The organism is Dokdonella sp. (genome assembly GCF_035511235.1).
Lineage (GTDB): Bacteria > Pseudomonadota > Gammaproteobacteria > Xanthomonadales > Rhodanobacteraceae > Dokdonella.
On record NZ_DATKFQ010000044.1, the window covers coordinates 22,778 to 46,173 of the forward strand.

The following is a 23,396-nucleotide window of genomic DNA, read 5'->3' on the forward strand; positions in this document are numbered from 1 at the left end:
GCGCGGCGGCGACCCCTGCGCGAGGCGCATCGATCGGGTCGCCGCGCGTGCGCCGCTGCGCTCAGCGGGCGTCCCGCAGGTCGGGCGGAGCGGTGCGGGCCGGCCCGGCCTTGCCGCATCGGCCGCGGACGATCGGCGCGGCGATGCCTTGCCGGCCGCCCGCGTGCCAGCGCCATCGCCTACAGGTCGAACTTGATGCCCTGCGCCAGCGGCAATGCGTCGGAGTAGTTGATCGTGTTGGTCTGGCGGCGCATGTAGACCTTCCACGCGTCCGAGCCGGACTCGCGGCCGCCGCCGGTGTCCTTCTCGCCGCCGAACGCGCCGCCGATCTCGGCGCCGGAGGTGCCGATGTTGACGTTGGCGATGCCGCAGTCGGAGCCCGCCGCCGACAGGAACTGCTCGGCGACCTTGAGGTTCTGCGTGAAGATCGACGAGGACAGGCCCTGCGGCACGCCGTTCTGCATCTCGATCGCTTCGTCGATCGTCTCGTACTTCATGACGTAGAGGATCGGCGCGAAGGTCTCGTGCTGGACCACCTCGTCGCTGTTCTTCAGGCCGGTCACGATCGCCGGCAGCACGAAGTGGCCGGGACGGTCGATCGCGGTGCCGCCGGTCACGACGGTGCCGCCGGCCGCCTTGGCCTTCTCGATCGAGGCCAGGAACGCCTCGACCGCGCCGCGGCTGTTCAGCGGGCCCATCAGATTGGCCGGATCGGTCGGATCGCCGATCTTGCCCTCGACCTGCCGGTACGCCTTGACCAGCGAGGCGAGCACGGTGTCGTAGATCGAGGCGTGCACGAGCAGGCGCCGCGTCGTCGTGCAGCGCTGGCCGGCGGTGCCGACCGCGCCGAACACGATGCCGGGGATCGCCAGCTTCAGGTCCGCGCTCTCGTCGAGGATGATCGCGTTGTTGCCGCCGAGCTCGAGCAGGCTGCGGCCCATGCGGCGCGCGACGCGCTCGCCGACGCGGCGGCCGACCTGGGTCGATCCGGTGAAGCTGATCAGCGGGATGCGGGTGTCGTCGACGAAGCGCTCGGCCAGTTCGGTGCCGGCGTCGTTGATCAGGAAGAACAGGTCCGGGAAGCCGCCGGCCCGGAGCGCCTCGTTGCAGATGCGCATCGAGGCGATCGCGGTCAGCGGCGTCTTGTTCGACGGCTTCCAGATGCAGGTGTCGCCGCAGACCGCGGCGAGGAACGCGTTCCAGGCCCAGACCGCGACCGGGAAGTTGAACGCGCTGATGATGCCGACCAGGCCGAGCGGATGGTACTGCTCGTACATGCGGTGGCCGGGGCGCTCGGAGTGCATCGTATAGCCGTACAGCATGCGGCTCTGGCCGACCGCGAAATCGGCGATGTCGATCATCTCCTGCACTTCGCCGTCGCCCTCGGGCTTGCTCTTGCCCATCTCCAGCGCGACCAGCGAGCCGAGCGCGTCCTTGTGCGCGCGCAGCGCCTCGCCGCACAGCCGCACCGCCTCGCCGCGGCGCGGCGCCGGCGTGGTGCGCCAGACCTTGAATGCGGCCTGCGCACGCGCGATGACGGTCTCGTAGTCGGCGGCGCTGCTCGCATGGACCTTGGCGATCACGGTGTCGGTGGTCGGATTGACCGAGCTCAGCGTGCCGGCGTCGGTGCTCTCGGACCACTCGCCCTGGCCCAGGTAGGTACCGGAATTGAGGGCGCCGAGGCCGAGCGCCTCGAGAATGTCAGCGGACATGGAAACTCCTGCGAATAGGGGCGGATCGCGCCGAGGAGCGGCGCGCAAAGATCGGCGATTCTAGCAAATGGGTCCGGCCGCCCCGGCACGCAACCGCGGCGGCGGCGTCTCAGCCGGCCTCGGGCAGCGGCTGGCCGGGCTGCCAGGCCAGGTCAGCCAGGCGGTCGAGCAGGTCGACCGCAGCCGCGCGCGCGCTCGCATCGTGCACCGGCAGCACCAGGCTGTCGCCGGCATGCGCCCAGCGCAGCACCGTGCGCACCGCCTCGACCTCGTCCAGGCAGGTCTGCAGCGCCGCTGCCGGCACGCCGCGGCGCTGCAGTTCGTCGCCGAGGATCGCCGCGATCTCGCCGCTGGCGCGGCCGCGCAGATGGCTCTCGATGTCCTTGAGCACGACCAGGTCCGGCGCGAATCGCGCCGCGGTCGCCGCCAGCGCGCGGATGTCGGCGTCCTCGCGGTTGCCGGCCTGGCCGAGCACCAGCGCGAGCCGGCCGCGCGGGCCGTCCACGCCGCGCGCGATGCCGATCAGGCCTTCCAGGCCGGCCGGATTGTGCGCGTAGTCGAGCCAGACCGAGGCGCCGCCGAGCGACCAGCGCATCAGCCGGCCGAGGTTGTCGGCGTTGCGGCGGCCGAAGCGGCCCAGCACCGCGCCGATCGTCGCCGGTGCGACGCCGAGCACCGCGGCCAGCACCGCCGCGCCGGCCAGGTTGGCGATGTTGTAGCGGGCGCGGCCGCCGACGCTGAGCGGCATCGCGGCGATCTCGCCCAGGTCGTGCTCGGCGCCGTCGAGGCCGAGCATCAGCCGTCCGTCGCGCGCGCCGCAGACCGGCCGTCCGGCCGCGCGCGCCTGCGCCAGCAGCGGCTGGTCGGCGTCGAGCGCGAACCAGCCCAGGCGCCGCGCCGGCGGCTGGGCGTGCGCACGCAGGCGCGTGTCGTCGGCGTTCAGCACGAGCACGCCGTCATCGGCCAGCGCCTGGCCGACGACCAGCTTGACCCCGGTCAGATCGTCCAGATCGTGGATGCCGTACTCGCCGAAATGATCGGCGCTGACGTTGGTGACCAGGGCCGCCTGCACGCCGGTCACGGCCAGGCCGCGGCGCAGGATGCCGCCGCGCGCGGTCTCGAGCACGGCCGCCTGTACGCGGCCGTCGCGCAGCACCGCGCGGGCGCCGCCGGGGCCCGAATAGTCGCCGTCCTCGAGCGTCCGGCCGGCCACGACGACGCCATCGGTCGAGCTGTAGCCGCAGACCAGGCCGTGCGCGTCCAGCATCGCGGCGGTCAGCCGCGTGGTCGTGGTCTTGCCGTTGGAGCCGGTGACCAGGGCCACCGGAATCGCATGCAGCCGCGCCCACGGCACCTCGGCCGGCGCCGGCAGCGCCTCGCGCGGCCAGCTGCGCGCGCCGCTGCCCTCGCCGAGCGTCAGCACCTGATCGTCGAGCAGCGCCGGCAGCGCACGGGCGGCCGCCGCGTCGAGCAGGGCGGTCAGCGCCGGCTGCGCCTCGGCCGCGGCCAGCGCGCGCAGCGTCGCCAGCGCGCCGTCGCGGTCCCATGCCGCGGCATGGCCGGGCGCCAGGCGCTGCGCGAATGCCGCCGTGGCCTCGCCGAGCGCGGCCTCCCAGGCCCATTCGTTGACCTCGGTCGCCGCGTAGAGCTGGTCCGGCGGCGCCGCGAACGCGAGCGTCGCGCCGCTTGCATGCGCGCGCGCGAACGTCGGTCCCGCCGGCCAGCCGAGCGCGTTGCGCGCGGCAGCGACGCCCGATTCCCAGCGCGCGATCCGGTCGGCGTCGACGGCCAGCCCCGGCGCGGCCTCGAGGACCGCCCCGGGCCGCGCGAAGTACGGATTGATGCCGGTCAGCCGGCGCGAGTCCTCGAACGCTTCGCGCATGCGTCAGTCGTCGCTCTCGCGCGCGAAGCGGATGCCGCGCTCGTCGCGGACCAGGCCCTCCATGTCGACCGTGATCGCCTCCTCGGCCGGCGTCGCCAGCAGCACCGGTTCGCCGCGCTCGGCCGCCGGCGGGGCGCCCTCGGGGCGGAACTTGGTGATCTGCTTCCAGGTGCGCGTCAGCGCGTCGGCGAAGATCAGCACCAGGTCGCCGGGGCGGCCGCCGCGCAGCGCGTGGTCGACCGCCTGCTGCTCGTCGGGGATCACGTCGATCGCCTCGCTCGGCACGCCGCGCTCGCGCAGGGCCGCGGCGATGATCCGCGGTACCTCGTCGCCGTCGCGTCCGCGCAGGCCGTCGTCGCGACGCACGACATAGCGGTCGAAGCGGCCGGCGACGGCGTCGGCGATCGCACGCAGGTCGTCGTCGCGGCGGTCGCCGGGACCGGCCAGCACGACGATGCGCCGGCCGGTCACGTCCAGGCGCTGGGCGAGGTCGGCCATCACGCCGACCGCGTGCGCGTTGTGGCCGTAGTCCATCAGCACCTTGAACGGATGCTCGTTGAACACGTTCATGCGGCCGGGCGCCTGGAAGAACGTGGTGTCGAACGTGCGCAGGCCCTGCCGGATCGCGTCGAGCTTGATGCCGAGCGAGAACGCCAGCGCCGCGGCGAACATCGCGTTCTGCACGTTGTGCAGCGCGCGGCCTTCCAGCGTCGCCGGGATCAGATGCGTCCACATCAGCGGGATGTGGCTGCTCTTGTCGTAGAGCGTGATCATGTGGCCGTTGACGCCGGCCTCCAGCGCGCAGGCGCGGCCGCCGGCGCGCACGTGCTCGCGCACCAGCGGATGGGAGGGGTTCATCGTCACGTAGCAGATGACCTTGGCGTCGGTGTAGCCGGACATCTTGAGCACGTTCGGATCGTCGGCGTTGAGCACGGCGCAGTCGCGCGCGACCTCGACCACGATGCGCTTGACCTCGGCCAGCTGCTCGAGCGTGTCGATCCCCTTCAGGCCCAGATGGTCCGACTGCACGTTGAGCACGGCGGCCACGTCGACCTCGGGCACGCCCATGCCGGCGCGCAGCAGGCCGCCGCGCGCGGTCTCGAGCACGGCCAGGTCGATCTGCGGATCGGCCAGCACCATGCGCGCCGAGACCGGTCCGGTCATGTCGCCCTCGACCGTGCGCTGGCCGTCGATGTAGACGCCGTCGGTCGTGGTCAGGCCCGGCGTGTAGCCGGCCATCTTGGCGATGTGCGCGAGCATGCGCGCGGTCGTGGTCTTGCCGTTGGTGCCGGTGACCGCGGCGATCGGCACGCGCGAGGGCGTGCCGGGCGGGAACAGCAGATCGACGACCGGGCCGGCGACGTCGCGTGGCGTGCCGTCGCTGGGGCTGACGTGCATGCGGAAGCCCGGCGCGGCGTTGACCTCGCAGATCGCGCCGCCGACCGACTTGTAGCTCTCGGCGATGTTCGGCGAGATGAAGTCGACGCCGCCGACGTCCAGGCCGATCGCGCGCACCGCACGCTCGGCCATCGCGCGGTTGTCCGGATGGATGATGTCGGTAACGTCGGTCGCGGTGCCGCCGGTCGACAGGTTCGCGGTCGAGCGCAGGTACACCACCTCGCCGTCGGCCGGCACGCTGGAGGCGACGTGGCCGGCGCGCGCGAGCATCTGCTCGGCCTGTGCGTCGAGGCTGAGCTTGGTCAGCACCTTCTCGTGGCCGACGCCGCGGCGCGGATCCTGGTTGACGATCTCGACCAGCTCGGCGACGGTGTGGCGGCCGTCGCCGACGACGTGGCCGGGCGTGCGCCGGGTCGCCGCGACCAGCTCGCCGTTGACGACCAGCAGGCGGTGGTCGTCGCCGTGCACGTAGGTCTCGACGATGACCGAGCGCGAATGCTCGCGCGCCGCCGCGAAACCGGCGGCGATCTCCTCGTCGCCGGCGATGTCGATCGTGATGCCGCGGCCGTGGTTGCCGTTGTACGGCTTGGTCACGACCGCGCCGCCGAGCTTGCGCGCCGCGCGCAGCGCGCCGGCCTCGGTCTGCACCAGCTCCTGGCGCGGCACCGGCAGGCCCAGCGAGGACAGGATCTTGTTGGTTTCCTCCTTGTCGCTGGCCAGCTCCACCGCGATGTGCGGCGTGCGGCCGGTGACGGTGGCCTGGATGCGCTGCTGGTAGCGGCCGTGGCCGAGCTGGATCAGCGACTGGTCGTTCATGCGCAGCCACGGGATGCCGCGCTCCTCGGCCGCGCGCACGATCGAGGCGGTCGACGGGCCGAGCGCGCGGCGCTGCGCGTAGCGGATGAACTCGTCGCGCGCCTCGTCGAAGGTCCAGTCCGCCGGCACGCTGCCGGACGGGCGCAGCTCGGCCGGCAGCAGCGAGGCGATCAGCTTCATCGCCAGCTCGCCGGCGGCGATGCCTTCCTCGCGCTGCGCGTACTCGTAGACGACCGTGTAGACGCCGGGCCGGTCGTCACCGACGCTGCGCGTCTTGCCGAACGTGACCTGTTCGCCGGCCACGTTCTGCAGTTCGATCGCCACATGCTCGAGCACGTGGCCGAGCCAGGTGCCTTCGCCCTCGCGCATGCGCCGCAGGAAGCCGCCCGGTTCGCGGTACGAGCAGCCGTGCTCGGCCAGCGTCGGCAGCGCCGCGACCAGTCCGTCGACGAAGGCCGGCCCCAGGCGGCCGGTCGGCCAGGCCTCCAGCGGGCCCAGGTCCAGCTCCAGGCGGATCACCGGGAAGTGTGCGTACAGCGAGGGACCGACGTAGACGGAGCGATCGAGAATGCGCATGGGGACCTCTGGCGGTGGGGTCGGAGCCGGCTTCGACGAGTCCGGTCCGACGAGTCTTGTGCGACGGGTCTTCTTCGATGGATCGGTTCGGTTGGTTCGGGTTGACGGATCGGGTCGAGGCAGCGCGAGGCGCAAGCCTGGCGCTCAGCTCTTGGCCAGCGTGCCGGCCGAGGCCTTGCGCGTATGCAGGTTGAAGGTGGCGCCGGCGGTCAGGATGTGGACGGTCAGGCCGAGCAGGCAGACCGGCTGGCCCTCCTCGACCTGGGCCATCGACGAGAACTGCACGCCGTCGGCATCGACGACCGTGACCGCGCCGGTGCCCTCGACCTCCAGCGTGTTGTCCGGCCCGATGAACGCGGCCGTGTCCTCGTCCAGGCCGATGCCGACCGCGAACGGGTTGAACGCCAGCGCCGTGACCAGGCGGCCGAGCCGGTCGCGCTGGCGGAAGTGCTGGTCGATCACGAAGCGATTGGTCAGCCCGAGCCCGGGTGCCAGCCGCACGCTGCCGGCCTTCGGCGAGGAGCCCTCGTCGCCGAACGCGATCATGTGCTCGCTGAGGATGCTGGCCCCGGCACTGGTGCCGCCGACGGTGATGCCGCTGGCATTGCGGGAGCGGATCAGCTTGGCGGCCGGCGTGCCGCCGAGGATCGTCGAGATGCGCAGCTGGTTGCCGCCGGTGAAGAAGATGCCGCTGGCGCGTTCGATGCGGCGCAGCCGGTCGTCGCGCTTGCCGTCGTCGCGGTGCCCGAAGTCCAGCGCGTCGACGCGCTCGGCGCCGAGCTCGCGGAAGATCTTCTCGTAGCGTGCGCCGGTGTCGGCCTGGCGGCTGGCGGTCGGGATCACGACGATGTCCGCATCGCTGCCGCCGCATACACGCACGAAGCGCTCGAGGATGCGCGGACTGCTCTCCTTCTCCTCGGCCCCGCCGATCGGCACGATCCAGCCTCGTTCTTCGCCGGCCATCACCTTGCTCGGACTCATCGATTGCTCCCGCTATGGAGGTCATGCGCCGCGCACGGCGCGTGCCGGGCGCCATGCGCGCCGGCGCGCCGATGCGCACCTGTCCAGCCCCCACCGAGCCCCCGTGCCGGCGGCGTCCGTCGCGACGGATCGCCGCCGGCCGCCGATCGGCACGCGTGCCGACCGGCGACATGGCGACCCCGACAGGAGTCGAACCTGTGACCTCGCCCTTAGGAGGGGCGCGCTCTATCCAACTGAGCTACGGGGCCGTCGGGCCGGATCATACGGCAATCGCCGCGATCGATGCCCGCCGCCGGCCGCGGCCCGGACCGGGACGTCCGAGGGACGTGAGGCGATGCGGGTCGGCGGTCGCGCCGGCCGCGCTGCGTGATCGCGCCGTCGGCGTTTTTCCTGTCCGAATCGGGACGCATCCGGCTGGACGATGTGCAGCCCGCGTCCAGCGCGTGCATCGAGGCGTCTGCAACCGCTTCGCGCCTCGGCCTCGCGCAAATGCGCCACCGTCCGCTGTTTGATGCGGTGCAACGGCTGCGCGAACGCGATTGCGGAGCGCGCAACGGCGCGGCCGCGTGCCGGCGGACACTTGACAAGCGTTCATTACGATGAGATTCGTATATCGTTCGGGCGAGGTTAATCCCCCGCATCGGACGCATCCGGCGAGACGTGCGACGCACGTCGGCCGATCCCCGTCAGGGGTGATCGCACGGATCAAGTACGAAGGTCTTCGTCTTAACAGCGAAGAGCCGAGCGCCGGAAGGCGGGTGTGGCCTTGGTGGGGCCTCGTTCAACACCTGCCGGAAAGGAATCCGCCGGACGACGGGTCCGAGCCGTGCAACGGCGGCTCGGCCCGTCCGCTCGGCTGTTCGCGACGACGAAAGACCCGATCGGTTCGCAGGGCGGTCGGCATGCGGACTCCCATGTCACGAGAGGAAAGAACATGCAACGCAAAATGCTGGTCGCAGCCATCACCGCCACGCTGGCCCTGCCGCTGTTCGCCGTTCCGGCGCTGGCGCAGGATCAGGAGGGCGCCGCCGACGAAAGCGCCGAACAGCTGGAGGCGGTGACCGTCACCGGCTCGCTGATCAAGCGCTCGCAGGTCGAGACCGCCTCGCCGGTCATTACGATCACCAACGAGGAGATCACCAAGAAGGGCTTCGGCAGCGTGTCGGACGTGCTGCGCGCACTGCCGCAGGCCAATGGCGGCGTGCAGGGCGCGCAGACCTCGGCCAGCTTCACGCAGGGCGCCGAGACGCTGAGTCTGTTCGGTCTGGATCCGGGCTTCACGCTGTATCTGATCGACGGCCGTCCGATGGCCGACTACCCGCTGCTGTACAACGGCTCGGGCAACTTCGTCGACATCTCCTCGATTCCGATGGCGATGGTCGAGCGCATCGATATCCTGCCGGGCAACCAGTCGGCGATCTACGGCTCCGACGCGATCGCCGGCGTCGTCAACATCGTGCTGAAGCAGAAGATGGACGGCTACGCGCTTAACCTGCGCGTGGGCGGCTATTCCGAGGGCGGCGGCGACAGCCAGCGCCTGCAGTTCACCGGCGGCAACAGCTGGGACCGCTTCAACCTGATCTACAGCCTCGAGCTGCGCAACCAGGAGCCGATCTACCGCTTCCAGCGCAGCTGGATGGATTCCACGCTCGACAATCCGAGCGGCCGCGGCCAGGGCTCGTTCAACTATCTGGTGCGCGACCTGATCGGCGAGGTCGCCGAGGACTTCGTCGATCCGGGCGCGTGGTGCGATCGCGTGTCGAGCGCCTACGGCGGCACGGTGCGCCGCTTCGAGGACAACCTCGGCCGCGGCTACGCCTGCGGTTCGCCGCTGACCAACGGCTACTCGTCGATCATGAACGACCGCCGCTCGGCCAACGGCTACGTCAAGGGCGTCTTCGACGTCAACGACAACACCCAGCTCTACGGCAGCCTGATGTACAACGTCAACACGGTCGAGTACTTCGCCGGCTCCAGCTACAGCTGGTGGGGCAGCGGTGCCGGCGCGGGGCCGTTCTACGATCCGACGGTCGGCTCGATCATCTCGCTGCAGCACGTGTTCGATTCGTCCCACGGCGGCATCTTCGGTCTCAACAACAGCTTCGACCGCAACAAGACCTACGTCGGCCAGGTCGGCCTGCGCGGCACGTTCGGCGACTCGAACTGGGACTACGACGTCTACTACCATCGCTCGGACAACGTCGTGCGCTCCAAGCAACTGCGTCCGCTCGGCGCCCTGGTCGACCGCTACTTCCTCGGCGACCCGGTCGCCGGCGCGACCGATCCGTTCTTCAACGAGTACCCGGTCTACAACGTCAACTGGGACCGCTTCTACTCGGTCATCACGCCGGACCAGTACCGCTCGTTCAGCGACTACATCCGCGGCGAGTCGCACACCTACACGCAGAAGGTCAACGCGACCGTCACCAACCTCAGCCTCTTCGAGCTGCCGGCCGGTCCGGTCGGCTTCGCCGCGCTGGTCGAGGCCGGCAACCAGCTGTGGGACGATTCCCCGGATCCGCGCATGATCGCCGGCGAAGTGTGGGGCGCCTCGGCGACCCAGGGCTACGGCAAGCGTGACCGCTACGCGATCGCGGCCGAAATGAACGCACCGCTGACCAGCATGCTGACCGCCACCGGTTCGGCGCGCTACGACCAGTACAAGGCTTCCGGCCGCAGCGACGAGAAGTTCACCTACAAGCTGGGCCTGGAATTCCGCCCGGTCGACTCGTTGCTGCTGCGCGGTACCTATGCGACGGCGTTCCGCGCACCGGACATGGCCGGCCTCTACCAGGGCGAGAGCGGCTTCTTCGCGCAGGGCCAGACCGACTACTACCGCTGTCGCGAGGAGTTCGGCGACAACGTCGACATGGACACCTGCCGCTACAACAACGAGCAGGTCTCGGGCATCCAGTCGGGCAACCTCGACCTCAAGAACGTCAACGCCAAGTCGGCCACGATCGGCGTGGTCTGGGCACCGACGACGAATCTGGCGTTCAAGGCCGACCTGTACGAGATCAAGATCGACGATCAGGTGCAGGCGCGCTCGCTCGACGAGATCCTGCAGCTGGAGGCCGACTGCCGCCGCGGCGCGACGGTCGGCGGCTCGCCGGTCGACATCAACTCGCCCAACTGCGTGGCGGTGCTCGGTCTGGTCGATCGCAACCTCAACCCGACCGGTCCCAGCGAGAGCGGCATCAACTCGATCCGCACCTACCCGATCAACGTCTCGAAGGAGAAGGTCCGCGGCATCACCGCGAACATGCAGTACCGCCTGCAGACCGACTCGATCGGCGACTTCGTGTTCGGCGCGGACTACAACACGCTGCTCAAGCACGAGTACATCACCTACCCGGGTGATCCGACGATCGACGAGCTGACGTTCCTGAGCTATCCGCGCGATCCGAAGTGGCGGGCCAGCGCCAGCGTGACCTGGAACATCGGCGGCTTCAGCACGACGTTGTACGGCCAGCGCCGCGGCAAGACCCTGGCGTTCAACGAGGTCGACACGATCGGTCCGTGGACGACCTACAACGCCAGCGTCAGCTATACGGTCGACGACCTGACGCTCTCGCTGATCTCCAACAACGTGACCAACAAGCGTCCGCCGCGGGATCGGTCGAACACGACCTATCCGTACTACGACTCGGCCAACTACGACGCCTACGGCCGTTCGATCTTCGCCGAGATCAACTACCGCTTCGGCGGCAGCGGCGGCTGATCCAAAGCGATCGCGATGTGGAGAGGGGCCGGCGCAAGCCGGCCCTTCTTTTTGGTTCTGGTCTGCGGAATCGCTCCGCTCTCGCTCTCGCTCCCGCTGTGGCTGTCGCCTTCGCTTTCGCTTTCGCTCTCCGCCGTGGGTGCGCCTAAAGCGAGCCGAGCATCGCAGGTCGGCCAGGCCGAAGAGCTGCCCCGTGTCTGAGCGAAGCGAGTGGGGCACCTCTGCGGCCGCCTCGTCCTGCGATGCTCGGCTTGCTTTAGGGCTACGACAGCCAAAGGCAGAAGCCACAGCCACAGCGAGAGCCACAGCCACAGCCACAGCCAAAGCCAAAGCGAAAGCGAAAGCGAAAGCTAGAGCGGTTCATGCCTAGGCGCGGGCGGCCGCGGACGGTAGGCTTCGGTGTCGCCGTCGCCCGGGGGAACGCCATGTCGCTGCATCTACGCCTGCTGCTGGGCTTCGTCGTCGGCCTCGTCGCCGGCCTGGCCGCGCACGTCTTCGCGGGCGCCGACGCGCCGTGGCTGCAGGCGCTGACGAGCTACGTGACGCAGCCGGTCGGGCAGATCTTCCTGCGCCTGCTGTTCATGCTGGTCATCCCGCTGATCTTCTCGGCGCTGGTGCTCGGCGTCGCCGAGATGGGCGACATCCGCTCGCTCGGCCGGGTCGGCGGGCGGACGCTGATCTACACGGTCGTGGTGTCCTCGATCGCGGTCGTGATCGGCCTGACCCTGGTCAACCTGTTTCGCCCCGGTGACGGCATCGATCCGGCGGTCGCGCAGTCGCTGATCAGCGACGCGGCCGAGCGAGCCGACACCATCGTCGCCAGCAGCCGGCAGGGCGGCGGCGTGTCGCTGCTGGTGCAGATCGTGCCGGACAACGTGGTCCGCGCGGCGGCCTCCAACGACATTCTCGCGGTGATGTTCTTTGCGCTGATCTTCGGTATCGGCATGGTCGCGACGCGCACGCCGGCCACCGAGCGCGTCAAGGAGTTCTTCCAGGGCGTCTTCGAGGTCTCGATGACGCTGATCCACGGCGTGATCCGACTGGCGCCGTATGCGGTGGCGTGCCTGGTGTTCAACCTGGCCGCGCTGTTCGGCTGGGATCTGCTGGTCAAGCTGGCCGGCTACGTCGGTGTCGCGCTGCTGGCGATGTCGATCCACTTCTTCGTGGTCTATCCGCTGGCGGTGCGCTGGTTCGGCGGCATGTCGCCGCTGGCGTTCTTCCGCGGCGCGCAGGAAGCGATCGTGATGGCGTTCACGTCCTCGTCGAGCAATGCGACGCTGCCGACCGCGCTCAAGGTGGCCGAGGAGGAGCTGAGGCTGCCGCCGCGGATCTCGCGCTTCGTGCTGACGATCGGCGCGACCGCGAACCAGAACGGCACGGCGCTGTTCGAGGGCGTGACCGTGCTGTTCCTCGCGCAGTTCTTCGGCGTCGATCTGACGCTGTGGCAGCAGCTGACGGTGATGTTCGTCTGTATCCTCGGCGGCATCGGCACCGCCGGCGTGCCGTCCGGCTCGCTGCCGGTGATCGCGATGATCTGCGCGATGGTCGGCGTGCCGCCCGAGGGCATCGGCCTGATCCTCGGCGTCGACCGCCTGCTCGACATGAGCCGCACCGTGCTCAACGTCACCGGCGATCTCGCCGCCGCGGTCGTCGTTTCGCGCGGCAGCGAGGCGGACCCGCCCGCCGATACGGCCTGAGGCCGGTCCGGGCGCGCGGCCTATACTCGCGCACCCGGGCAGGCGTCCCGGACCCCAGTCCACAGCGAACGCGCGATCCGCACATGGCCGGCGCCCTTCCTCCCCCCGACGCACCCGCCGATGCCGCGGCAGACGGCCCGACGCTGCCGTTCGGCCCGGACCAGGCCGGCTTCGCGCCCGATGCGCCGACGCTCGCGATGGGGCAGGCGCACGCGTCCGCGCCGCCGGCCGCCGCGCCGGCGGCCGGTGAGCGCATCGGTGCCTGGCGGCTGCAGCGCGAGCTCGGCCGCGGCGGCATGGGCACGGTGTACCTGGCCGAGCGTGCCGACGGCCATTTCCGCCAGCAGGCCGCGCTCAAGATCGTGCGCGGTCCGCAGGGCGCCGAGGGCGTCGCCCGCTTCGCGCGCGAGCGCCAGATCCTGGCCAGCCTGCAGCATCCGGGCATCGCGCGCCTGCTCGACGGCGGCGCGACCATGCGCGGCCAGCCGTATCTGGTCATGGAATACGTCCAGGGCGTGCCGATCGACCGCTGGTGCAGCGATCGCGGCCTGGATCTGACGGCGCGGCTCGGGCTGTTCGTGCAGGTGTGCCGCAGCGTGCAGTTCGCGCATCAGCGCCTGATCGTCCACTGCGATCTCAAGCCGTCCAACGTGCTGGTGCGCGAGGACGGTACGCCGGTGCTGCTCGATTTCGGCATCGCCCGGGCGCTCGACCACGAGCCGCCGGCGGCCGACACCGACTGGTTCTCGCCGCGCTACGCCAGCCCCGAGCAGCTGCGCGGCGAGGGCGTCACGGTCGCCAGCGACGTCTACGCGCTCGGCCTGATCCTGTTCGAGCTGCTGACCGGCCGCCGTGCGCGCCTGGATCAGGCCGACCACACGATCACCCGGCTCGGCGCGGCCGAGGTCTGCCCGAGCGCGCTGGCGGCCGCGGTGCCGTGGGGCGGCCGCCTGCGCGGCGATCTCGACGCGATCGTGCTGCGTGCGACCGCCACCGATCCGGCCCTGCGCTACGCCTCGGTCGACCTGCTCGCGGCCGACGTCGGCCGCCATCTGGCGCGCCGTCCGGTCCGTGCGCGGGCACCGACGCCGGGCTACGTCGCGCTGCGCCTGCTGCAGCGGCGCTGGCCGCTGTTCGCCGCCGGTGCCGCGCTCGCCGCCGTGGTCGCGGCGTTCACTGCCGGCCTGGCCGCGGAGCGCGACCGCGCGATCCGCGCCGAGCGCGATGCGAAACTGCAGGCGGCCACGGCCGAGGAGGTCAGCGACTATCTCGTGTCGGTGTTCGACGTGTCCAATCCGCGCTCGGGCCATGCGCGCGACGTCAGCGCGCGCGACGTGCTCGACCAGGGCGCCGCGCGGATCGGCGGCGATCTGCAGGCGGCGCCGGCGCTGCGCGCGCGCATGCTCGACGTGCTCGGCACGGCCTACCGCCACATCGGCGAGAGCGGCCGCGCCGCCGAGCTGCTCGGCCAGGCGGTCGAAGGCTATCTCGCGCCCGGTGTCGATCAGCCCCTGGCCGCGGCCGCCGCGCTCAGCCAGCTTGCGGTCGTACAGGCCAACAACCACCAGTCGCTGCCCGAGGCCGAACGCACCGCACGCCGCGCGCTGGCGCTGCGCGAGCGCTACGCCGCGCCCGATTCGCTGGCGCTGGCCGACTCGCTGAACACGCTCGGCGTCGTCCTCGAGGCCGACGACCGGCTCGACGAAGCCGAATCGCTGCTGCAGCGCGCCCTGTCGATCCGCCGCGAGCTGGCCGGAGCGGACTCGATGGCGGTCGCCAGCACGCTGCACAACCTCGGCCTCGTCGCCAACTCGCGCGGCGACCATGCCGGCGCGATCGGGCGCTTCGAGGCCGCGCTGGCGATCAAGCGCCGCATCGACGGCGACCGCAGCGCACAGGTCGCGACCACGCTGCAGGCGCTGATCGGTGCCTACAGCGGCGCCGGCCAGTATCAGCGTGCCGCCGACCTCGCCGCGACCAATCTCGACCTGTCGCGCGAGCGCTACGGCGAGGACAGCGACCACGTCGGCGTCGCCGAGAACGAGCTCGGCTCGGCGCTGCACGACCTCGGCCGCTACCGCGAAGCGGCCGGGCACTACCGCAAGGCGATCGCGATCCTCGAGCGGGTCGGCAGCAGCACGCAGCGGCCGGTCAACAATCTGGCCTCGGCCTACGAGGACATGGGCGACTACGCCGCCGCCGAACCCTTGTTCCGGCAGTCGCTCGACGAGCGCCGGCGCACGCTGGCCGCCGACGCCGCGCCGGTGCTGCGCGCCGAATACAACCTCGCGCGGCTGCTGGTCCGCCGCGGGCAGCGGCTCGACGAGGCGCGCATGCTGCTCGATGCGGTACTGACCGGCTACGTCGCGCGTTACGGCGCCGACCACGTCAATACCGCCAAGGCGCGCTGGCTCGATGTCGAGTGGCAGATCCGCCGCGGCGACTTGGCCGCCGCCCGCGAGCGCTACGCGGTCGCCACCGCGCTCGCCGCGGCCCGCGCCGATCCGTACCTGCGCGCGCGCGCGGCCAGTGCGGCCGCCGACCTGGCCCGGCACGACGGCGACCGGGCCACCGAGATCGCCGAGCGGCGCCGCGCGCTCGAGGCGCTCCGCGAGCGCTTCGGCGACGACCATCCGCAGGTCGCCGAACGCGCGATCCACCTGGCCGCCGCGCTGGCCGACGACGGTCAGGCCGCGGCCGCCGGCGCCCTGGTCGAGGCGCACGCCGCCCGCGTGCGCGCCAGCTTCGCGCCGGAGGCGCCGGTGCTCGGCCTGCTGGCGCGCTGGCCGGACCACAAGGCCGGGCTCGGGGCGCTGCGGGCGCCGCCGGCGCCGCGCCATGCGGCCGGCGGAGCGGACGCGTAGAATACGCGCCCCGCCCGTGCGCCGACCGCCGGACGCCGTCCGCCCGCGCACCGCTCCACGGAACCTGATGAGCAGCAACCTGAACTTCCAGATCAACTACGGCAACGTCGGCCTGACCGCGCCGGCGCCGGCGATGGCCCGGCCGGATCCGAAGGCGCCGCTGTTCGCGTCGGAAGACGGCATGGTCGCCTCGCTGTCGAACAACGAGTGCATCTTCCAGGTGCGCTCGACCGGCGAAACGCACGTGATGACCTACCAGGTGCTGCAGGCGCTGGACCAGTGCCGCGAATTCCGCAGCCTCGACGAGCACGTCAACCGGATCCTGTCGACCGTGTCGGGTCTGAACGTCCCGCGCGAAGGCGTCGGCCAGGTGCTGCAGAGCCTGGTCGGCCGCGGTCTGGTCGTCGAGGACCGCGCGTTCCTGGCGCGCCTGGCCGAGACGCCGGCGGTCGAGCAGGCGCCGCTGCGCGCGGTGTTCATCCGCGCCTGCGACCGGCCGCTGCAGCTCGAGCGGCTGCTGGCCTCGCTGACCGATTACGAGCGGCGCTTCCGGGCCGGACACCGTTACGTGGTCATCGACGATTCGATCCAGCCCGAGTCGATCGACCGTCACCGCGATCTGCTGCGCGAGTTCGCGCGCTCCACCGGCGCCAAGCTGACCTACCTCGGCGTGGCCGAACAGGCGCGTCTGGTCGAGCGCCTGATCAAGGCGGTGCCGGCCGCGCGCGCGGCGGCGCCGCAGCTGCTGCTGCGCGATCCGGCGCAGCCGCGCTTCGGCGGTGGCCGCGGCTGGAATCTGGCGCTGCTGCTGTCGGCCGGCGCGCGCCTGGCGATGTTCGACGACGATCAGCGCCTGCCGCTGCGCCGCAGCGAGGACGCGCGCGAAGGCCTCGATCCGAACCCGGCCACCTCGGCCCACGTGCGCTTCTTCCGCAACATCGAGGAATCGCTCGGTGCCGGCGAGGAAGTCGTTGACGATCCGTTCGAGCTGCACCTGGAGGCGTCGGGCCAGGCGCTCGGCGCGCTCAGCCGCGGCGCGCGCTATGCGATCGACCGCAGCGCGCTGCGCGGCCTCAGCCTCGGCCGCCTCGAGCATCTGCGCGGCGGCGCGCGCGTGCTGGCGACGATGCACGGCACCACCGGCAGCTCGCGCACCGAGTCGGGCACCTGGCTCTACCAGATCGCCGCCGACGGCCGCGAGGACTTCGCGCGCGACCGCGACAGCTATCTGCGCAACATCGAGGCCGGCAGCCTCTGGTACGGCTTCCAGCAGGCGCGCGTGGCGACGATCGGCTATTTCACGCCGTTCACGCTCGACAACAGCGTGCTGCTGCCGTGTACCAATCCGGTCGGCCGCGGCGAGGACGCATTGTTCTCGACGGTTACGCGGCTGATCCATCCGCAGGCCCTGGTCATGGAACTGCCGGTCGTGATCGGCCACGTGCAGGAAGCGGCGCGCAAGCGCTCGGCGCGCACCCAGTCCGCGCACACGCCGCGCTTCAACCATTTCGTCAGCGACTACGTGCAGCGCCAGCTGCCCGATTTCCTCGCCGCCGATCCGGCGCAGCGGCTGGCCCTGCTGGCCGGCCATCTGCGCGACATCGCCGGTGCCGGCGAGAGCGCCCGCGTGCGCCACCTGCAGGAATACCTGAGTTTCGCCCGCGCCGATCTGATCGAGCGCCTGCAGCAGCAGTTCGAGTCGGCGTCCGATGCGCCGGTGTACTGGCAGGCCGATGTACGCACGATCATCGAGGCCAACGGCCGCGCCTTGCTGGCCGGCGCGGCGCCGCGCCTCGGCGACTGGCCGGACACCGCGACCGACGCCGACGTCTCCGCCGCGCTGCGCGGCGAGCTCGGCCAGCTGGCCGCCGGCTACGAGGCCTGGCCGGCCCTGTGGAGCCACGCCCGCGACGAAGGCGAGCGGCTCCTGTCCGGCCTGTAGCGCGCAGCCGCGCACCGGCGATGGCCGAGCGCAGGGCGGACCTGACCAGCGTCGTCGTCGTCGCCGCCGACAGCGGCCCGCTGCTGGCCGACTGCGTCACGCGCGTACTGGCCTCGACCGCGGCGGTCGAGCTGATCCTGGTCGACAACGCATCCGCCGACGGCCAGCCGCAGGCGGTCGCGGCGCGTCATGCTGGCGATCCGCGGCTGCGCCTGATCGAGAACGGCGCCAATCTCGGTTTCGGGCCGGCCTGCAACCGCGGCGCGCGCGTCGCCGCCGGCGATGCGCTGCTGTTTCTCAATCCCGATGCGCTGATCGCGCCCGACACGATCGCGCGGCTGCGCGCCGTGCTCGCCGCCGATCCGCGCCGCGGCCTGGTCGGCGCCTGCGTGCGCGAGGCCGACGGCCGCGTCGCGCGCGCGGTGCGCCGCCGCGATCCGATGCTGCGCCGCGCGCTCGCGACCGCGACCGGCCTGTCGCGCTGGGAGCGGCGCTGGCCGGCGCTGGCCGGCGTCGAGCAGCCGCTGCCGGCCGTCGCCGCCGACGTCGAGGCGGTCGAGGCGGTCTCCGGCGCCTGCCTGCTGCTGCCGCGCGAGCTGTTCGAGCAAATCGGCGGCTTCGACGAGGGCTACTTCCTGCACTGCGAAGATCTCGACCTGTGCCGCCGCGTGCACGACGCCGGCTTCCGCGTCGTGCTGGCGGCCACGGTCGACATCGCGCATGCGCAGGGCAGTTCCAGTCGCCACCGCCCGCTGTTCGTCGCGCGCCACAAGCATCGCGGCATGTGGCGCTATTTCGTCAAATTCGATCCGGCCGCGCGCAATCCGCTGCTGCGCATGCTGGTGTGGCTCGGCATCTGGGGGCATTTCGCGCTGCGCGCGCCGCTGCTGTGGTGGCGCACGCGGCGTGCCTGAGTCGCGGTCAGGCGGGCCGGGCAGCGCTGGCAGGACGATGCGCGTCAGTCCCGTACGCCTGCCGTGCGTCGCATCGACGGCGCATGGGTCTGACGCGCGCGATCATCCGCGATCGATCGGCGGCCCACTCGCAGGCCGGCCATCAGACGAGGCTCAGGCGGCCGGCCGATAGCGGTTGATCGACGTACGCAGCGCCTCGGTCGCCGCGCGCGCGGCCTCGGCGAAATCCTCGCCGTTCGATGCGTAGAGGATCGCCCGTGATGAGCTGATCAGCAGGCCGGTGCCGTTCGCGCTCGCGCCATTGCGGACCACCGCCTCGACGTCGCCGCCCTGGGCGCCGACGCCCGGCACCAGCAGCGGCAGGTCGCCGACCAGGGCGCGCACCGCGGCGATCTCCTCGGGCCAGGTCGCGCCGGTCACCAGCGCGCAGTTGCCGTGGCCGTTCCACTGCGTCGCGATCGTCTCGGCGACGTGCTGGTACAGCGGTCGGCCGTCGACGAGCAGGTCCTGGAAGTCGCGCGCGCCGGGGTTGGACGTACGGCACAGCAGGATCACGCCCTTGTCGGCGCGGTCGAGGAACGGCTGCGCCGAGTCGCGGCCCAGATACGGATTCAAGGTCACCGCGTCGGCGCCATAGCGGTCGAACGCCTCGGCCGCGTAATGCTGCGCGGTCGAGCCGATGTCGCCGCGCTTGGCATCGAGGATCACCGGGATGCCGGGATGGCGCTCGTGGATGTAGGCGATCAGCGCCTCGAGCTGGTCCTCGGCGCGCTGCGCGGCGAAATGCGCGATCTGCGGCTTGTACGCGCAGACGCGATCGGCGGTCGCGTCGACGATCGCGCGACAGAACGCGCCGATCGCGGCCGGGCCGCCGCCGAGCGAGACGGGCAGCCGGCCGGGCTCCGGATCCAGGCCGACGCAGACCAGCGAATCGTGGCGGCGCCAGGCGTCGGCGAGCAGGGTCATGAAGGACATCGCAGTCTCCGCTCCGGCAGGGATGTCGCGGCCGGGCTCCGTCCGTCCCGGTCCGATCGTGTCGGCGCGGCCCGCAGGCCGTGCCCGTTGCCGACGCCTCCGGCGGGGCCGGGCGGCGTCCGGACGGCGCATCCGTGCGCCCGTCGCAGCGGCCGCCGTCGGCGGCCTCCAGGTGCCGGTGCGGCGCGATCGCGCCGCGCCGGCGTTGCCGGTCAGGCCAGCTTCTTGAAGCGCACGCGATGCGGCTTGGCGGCTTCCTCGCCGAGACGGCGCTTCTTGTCGGCTTCGTACTCGCGGTAGTTGCCCTGGAAGAACTCCACGTGCGAGTCGCCCTCGAAGCTGAGGATGTGCGTGGCGATGCGGTCGAGGAACCAGCGGTCGTGGCTGATCACGAACGCATTGCCGGGGAACTCGAGCAGGGCGTCTTCGAGCGCGCGCAGCGTCTCGATGTCCAGGTCGTTGGACGGCTCGTCGAGCAGCAGCACGTTGCCGCCCTGCAGCAGCGTCTTGGCCAGATGCAGGCGGCCGCGTTCGCCGCCCGACAGCGTGCCGACCAGCTTCTGCTGGTCCGGACCCTTGAAGTTGAAGCGGCCGATGTAGGCGCGCGACTGGATCTCGATGCCGTTGATGTTGAGGATGTCCGAGCCGCCGGAGACTTCCTGGAACACGTTGTGGTTGCCTTCGAGCTTGTCGCGGCTCTGATCGACGTAGGCGATCTGCACGGTCGGACCCTTGACGATCTCGCCCTTGTCGGGCTTTTCCTGGCCGGTGATCATCTTGAACAGCGTCGACTTGCCGGCGCCGTTGGGGCCGATGATGCCGACGATCGCGCCGGCCGGCACGACGAACGACAGGTCCTCGATCAGCAGGCGGTCGCCGAACGACTTGGACACGCCCTTGAACTCGATCACCGCGCTGCCGAGGCGCTCGCCCGGCGGAATGAAGATCTCGTTGGTCTCGTTGCGCTTCTGGTAGTCGACCGACTGCAGTTCTTCCATGCGCGCCAGACGCGCCTTGCCCTTGCTGCGGCCGCCCTTGGCGTTGCTGCGCGCCCATTCCAGCTCGCGCGCGATCGCCTTCTGGCGTGCCTTCTCCTGGTTCTCTTCCTGCTTGAGGCGCTCTTCCTTCTGCTCGAGCCACGAGGAGTAGTTGCCCTTCCACGGGATGCCGCGGCCGCGGTCGAGCTCGAGGATCCACTCGGCGGCATTGTCGAGGAAGTAGCGGTCGTGGGTGACCGCGACGACGGTGCCCGGGAAGCGCGCCAGGAACTGCTCGAGCCACTCGACCGACTCGGCGTCGAGGTGGTTGGTCGGCTCGTCGAGCAGCAGCATGTCCGGCTTTTGCAGCAGCAGGCGGCACAGCGCGACGCGGCGCTTCTCGCCGCCCGAGAGCTGGCCGATCTTCGCGTCCCACGGCGGCAGGCGCAGCGCGTCGGCGGCCACCTCGAGCTGGCGCTCGAGCGCGTGCGCGTCGTTGGCGGCCAGGATGTTCTCCAGGCGCTGCTGCTCGGCGGCGAGTTTGTCGAAGTCCGCGCCTTCCTCGCCGTAGGCCGCGTAGACCTCATCGAGGCGCTTCTGCGCGTCCATGACCTCCGAGACGCCTTCCTCGACGGCCTCGCGTACGGTCTTGTCGGGGTCCAGCTGCGGCTCCTGCGCGAGGTAGCCGATCTTGATGTCCGGCTGCGGGCGGGCCTCGCCCTGGTAGTCGGTGTCGACGCCGGCCATGATGCGCAGCACGGTCGACTTGCCTGCGCCGTTCAGGCCGAGCAGGCCGATCTTCGCGCCCGGGAAGAACGACAGCGAAATGTCCTTGATGATCTGGCGCTTGGGCGGGACGACCTTGCTGACGCCGATCATCGTGTAGATGTACTGCATGCGCGCTCCGGATGAGGCAGGCCGCGCCCGGGGCGGCCGCGAGGCCGGCACCGCCGGGGAGCCCGGAAGAAGGGAAGGGCCGCGATTATCGCCGATCGGCGCCCGGCGCGTCATGCGCGCGGCGCCTTGCCGCGGCGGCCGGCCCCGCCGGCGCGGCGGCCTGCGCCGCGCCCGGGGCGCCGATCGGCTAACATCCGCCGTTTCCCCGCTGCCAGCAGGTTGTCCATGTTCTCCAAGGATCTCGCGATCGCCGGTTTCGACCCCGAACTGGCCGGTGCCATCTCGGCCGAGGCCTCCCGCCAGGAGACCCACGTCGAGCTGATCGCATCGGAGAACTACGCCAGCCCGCGCGTGCTCGAGGCGCAGGGCAGCGTGCTGACCAACAAGTACGCCGAGGGCTATCCCGGCAAGCGCTACTACGGCGGCTGCGAGTTCGTCGACATCGCCGAGACGCTGGCGATCGGGCGCGTCAAGGCGCTGTTCGACGCCGACTACGCCAACGTCCAGCCGCATTCGGGCTCGCAGGCCAACCAGGCGGTGTACCTGGCCCTGCTCGAGCCCGGCGACACGATCCTCGGCATGAGCCTCGCCCACGGCGGCCATCTGACCCACGGCGCCAAGGTCAACATCTCCGGCAAGCTGTTCAACGCGGTCCAGTATGGCGTCGATGCCGAGGGCCGCATCGACTACGACGAGGTCGAGCGCCTGGCCGTCGAGCACCGCCCGAAGATGGTCGTCGGCGGCTTCAGCGCGTATTCGCAGATCGTCGACTGGGCCCGCCTGCGCGCGATCGCCGATGGCATCGGCGCGATCCTGTTCGTCGACATGGCGCATGTCGCCGGCCTGATCGCCGCCGGCGTCTATCCGAGCCCGCTGCCGCATGCGCACGTCGTGACCTCGACCACGCACAAGACGCTGCGCGGTCCGCGCGGCGGCATCATCCTTGCCAGGGGGCTCGGCGAGGCGCTGGAGAAGAAGCTGCAGTCGATCGTGTTTCCGGGCATCCAGGGCGGTCCGCTGATGCACGTGATCGCGGCCAAGGCGGTCGCGTTCCTCGAGGCGCTGCAGCCGGAGTTCAAGGTCTACCAGCAGCAGGTGGTCGCCAATGCCAAGGCGATGGCGCGCACGCTGATCGAGCGCGGCTACAAGATCGTCTCCGGCGGCACCGAGAACCATCTGATGCTGATCGACCTGATCGGCCGCGAGGTCACCGGCAAGGACGCCGAGGCCGCGCTCGGCCGCGCCCACATCACGGTCAACAAGAACGCCGTGCCGAACGATCCGCGTTCGCCGTTCGTGACCTCGGGCCTGCGCATCGGCACGCCGGCGATCACCACGCGCGGCTACGGCGAGGCCGAGAGCATCGCGCTGGCCGGCTGGATCGCCGACGTGCTCGACGCGCCGGCCGACGAGGCCGTCATCGCCGCCGTGCGCGAGCGCGTCACCGCGCAGTGCAAGGCGTTTCCGGTCTACGGCTGAGCGCCGTGCACTGCCCGTTCTGCCAGCACGAAGACACCCGCGTGATCGATTCGCGGGTTTCCGAGGACGGATCGACAATCCGCCGCCGGCGCGAGTGCGAGCAGTGCGGCGAACGCTTCAACACGTTCGAGACCGCCGAGCTGAAGCTGCCGGCGGTCGCCAAGAGCGACGGCCGCCGCGAGGCCTTCGACGAACACAAGCTGCGCACCAGCTTCGAGCGCGCGCTGCAGAAGCGTCCGGTCGCCAGCGAGGCGGTCGACGCCGCCGTGCGCGCGGTGCTCGACGATCTGCGCCGCAGCGGCGAGCGCGAGGTGCCGTCGCTGCGCGTCGGCGAGCTGGTCATGCGCGAGCTCAAGAAGCTCGACCAGGTCGCCTACGTCCGCTTCGCGTCGGTCTACCGCAGTTTCGCCGACGTGCAGGCGTTCCGCGAGGAGATCGAGATGCTCGAGCGCGACCTGCCCTCGCTGGAGGGCCTGCAGCTGCCGCTGCTCGGCGAAGCGGTCGCGCGCAAGCGCAAGCTCTGAGCCGGTCCCGCGGGCCGTGCGACGCGCCAGCCGAATGAGCC

At 71.2% G+C, this 23,396-nt stretch carries 14 protein-coding genes and 1 tRNA gene; 8 read left to right on the forward strand and 7 right to left on the reverse strand.

Annotated elements, in window-relative coordinates:
- Window positions 1-179: 179 nt before the first annotated feature.
- From VMR06_RS17445 to VMR06_RS17465, 5 genes are all read right to left on the reverse strand, one after another.
- The gene (locus VMR06_RS17445; protein ID WP_325378756.1) at window positions 180-1,712 is read right to left on the reverse strand and encodes an aldehyde dehydrogenase family protein; all 1,533 of its coding nucleotides are present in this window, start codon (window positions 1,710-1,712) and stop codon (window positions 180-182) included.
- A 109-nt stretch (window positions 1,713-1,821) separates the two neighbouring features.
- On the reverse strand, window positions 1,822-3,594 hold the full coding sequence (locus tag VMR06_RS17450; RefSeq protein ID WP_325378758.1) for a Mur ligase family protein: 1,773 nt from the start codon (window positions 3,592-3,594) through the stop codon (window positions 1,822-1,824).
- Window positions 3,595-3,597: 3 nt separating this feature from the next.
- The gene (gene cphA, locus VMR06_RS17455; RefSeq protein ID WP_325378760.1) at window positions 3,598-6,384 is read right to left on the reverse strand and encodes a cyanophycin synthetase; all 2,787 of its coding nucleotides are present in this window, start codon (window positions 6,382-6,384) and stop codon (window positions 3,598-3,600) included.
- A gap of 144 nt (window positions 6,385-6,528) precedes the next feature.
- Window positions 6,529-7,365 (reverse strand): cyanophycinase, encoded by an 837-nt coding sequence (locus tag VMR06_RS17460; RefSeq protein ID WP_325378762.1) that lies wholly within the window; start codon window positions 7,363-7,365, stop codon window positions 6,529-6,531.
- A gap of 171 nt (window positions 7,366-7,536) precedes the next feature.
- Window positions 7,537-7,613, reverse strand: a tRNA-Arg gene (locus VMR06_RS17465).
- A 118-nt stretch (window positions 7,614-7,731) separates the two neighbouring features.
- Here VMR06_RS17465 and VMR06_RS17470 point away from each other — a divergent pair.
- The 6 genes from VMR06_RS17470 (at window position 7,732) to VMR06_RS17495 (ending at window position 18,503) form a co-directional block, all read left to right on the forward strand.
- Window positions 7,732-7,968 carry a hypothetical protein gene (locus VMR06_RS17470; protein ID WP_325378764.1) on the forward strand — a complete coding sequence of 79 codons (237 nt, stop codon included), beginning with the start codon at window positions 7,732-7,734 and terminating at the stop codon, window positions 7,966-7,968.
- Window positions 7,969-8,299: 331 nt separating this feature from the next.
- Window positions 8,300-11,086, forward strand: coding sequence for a TonB-dependent receptor domain-containing protein (locus VMR06_RS17475; RefSeq protein ID WP_325378766.1), 2,787 nt, complete (start codon window positions 8,300-8,302; stop codon window positions 11,084-11,086).
- 362 nt (window positions 11,087-11,448) lie between these two features.
- Window positions 11,449-12,783, forward strand: a complete 1,335-nt coding sequence (locus VMR06_RS17480; protein ID WP_414648169.1) for a dicarboxylate/amino acid:cation symporter — start codon at window positions 11,449-11,451, stop codon at window positions 12,781-12,783.
- A gap of 83 nt (window positions 12,784-12,866) precedes the next feature.
- Window positions 12,867-15,647, forward strand: coding sequence for a serine/threonine-protein kinase (locus VMR06_RS17485; RefSeq protein ID WP_325378770.1), 2,781 nt, complete (start codon window positions 12,867-12,869; stop codon window positions 15,645-15,647).
- Window positions 15,648-15,714: 67 nt separating this feature from the next.
- A complete protein-coding gene (locus VMR06_RS17490; protein ID WP_325378772.1) occupies window positions 15,715-17,589 on the forward strand; it encodes a hypothetical protein in 1,875 nt (624 codons plus the stop codon).
- A gap of 20 nt (window positions 17,590-17,609) precedes the next feature.
- A complete protein-coding gene (locus VMR06_RS17495; protein ID WP_325378774.1) occupies window positions 17,610-18,503 on the forward strand; it encodes a glycosyltransferase family 2 protein in 894 nt (297 codons plus the stop codon).
- 153 nt (window positions 18,504-18,656) lie between these two features.
- On the opposite strand, the gene pyrF is transcribed toward VMR06_RS17495, so the two are convergent.
- Window positions 18,657-19,478 carry an orotidine-5'-phosphate decarboxylase gene (gene pyrF, locus VMR06_RS17500; RefSeq protein ID WP_325378776.1) on the reverse strand — a complete coding sequence of 274 codons (822 nt, stop codon included), beginning with the start codon at window positions 19,476-19,478 and terminating at the stop codon, window positions 18,657-18,659.
- Between the two features lie 212 nt (window positions 19,479-19,690).
- Window positions 19,691-21,352 carry an energy-dependent translational throttle protein EttA gene (gene ettA, locus VMR06_RS17505; protein ID WP_325378778.1) on the reverse strand — a complete coding sequence of 554 codons (1,662 nt, stop codon included), beginning with the start codon at window positions 21,350-21,352 and terminating at the stop codon, window positions 19,691-19,693.
- 225 nt (window positions 21,353-21,577) lie between these two features.
- On the opposite strand from ettA, the gene glyA reads away from it, so the two are divergent.
- Together glyA and nrdR are read left to right on the forward strand one after the other, a co-directional pair.
- Window positions 21,578-22,831, forward strand: a complete 1,254-nt coding sequence (gene glyA, locus VMR06_RS17510; protein WP_325378780.1) for a serine hydroxymethyltransferase — start codon at window positions 21,578-21,580, stop codon at window positions 22,829-22,831.
- A 5-nt stretch (window positions 22,832-22,836) separates the two neighbouring features.
- Window positions 22,837-23,355, forward strand: a complete 519-nt coding sequence (gene nrdR / locus VMR06_RS17515) for a transcriptional regulator NrdR (protein ID WP_325378782.1) — start codon at window positions 22,837-22,839, stop codon at window positions 23,353-23,355.
- Window positions 23,356-23,396 lie beyond the last annotated feature (41 nt).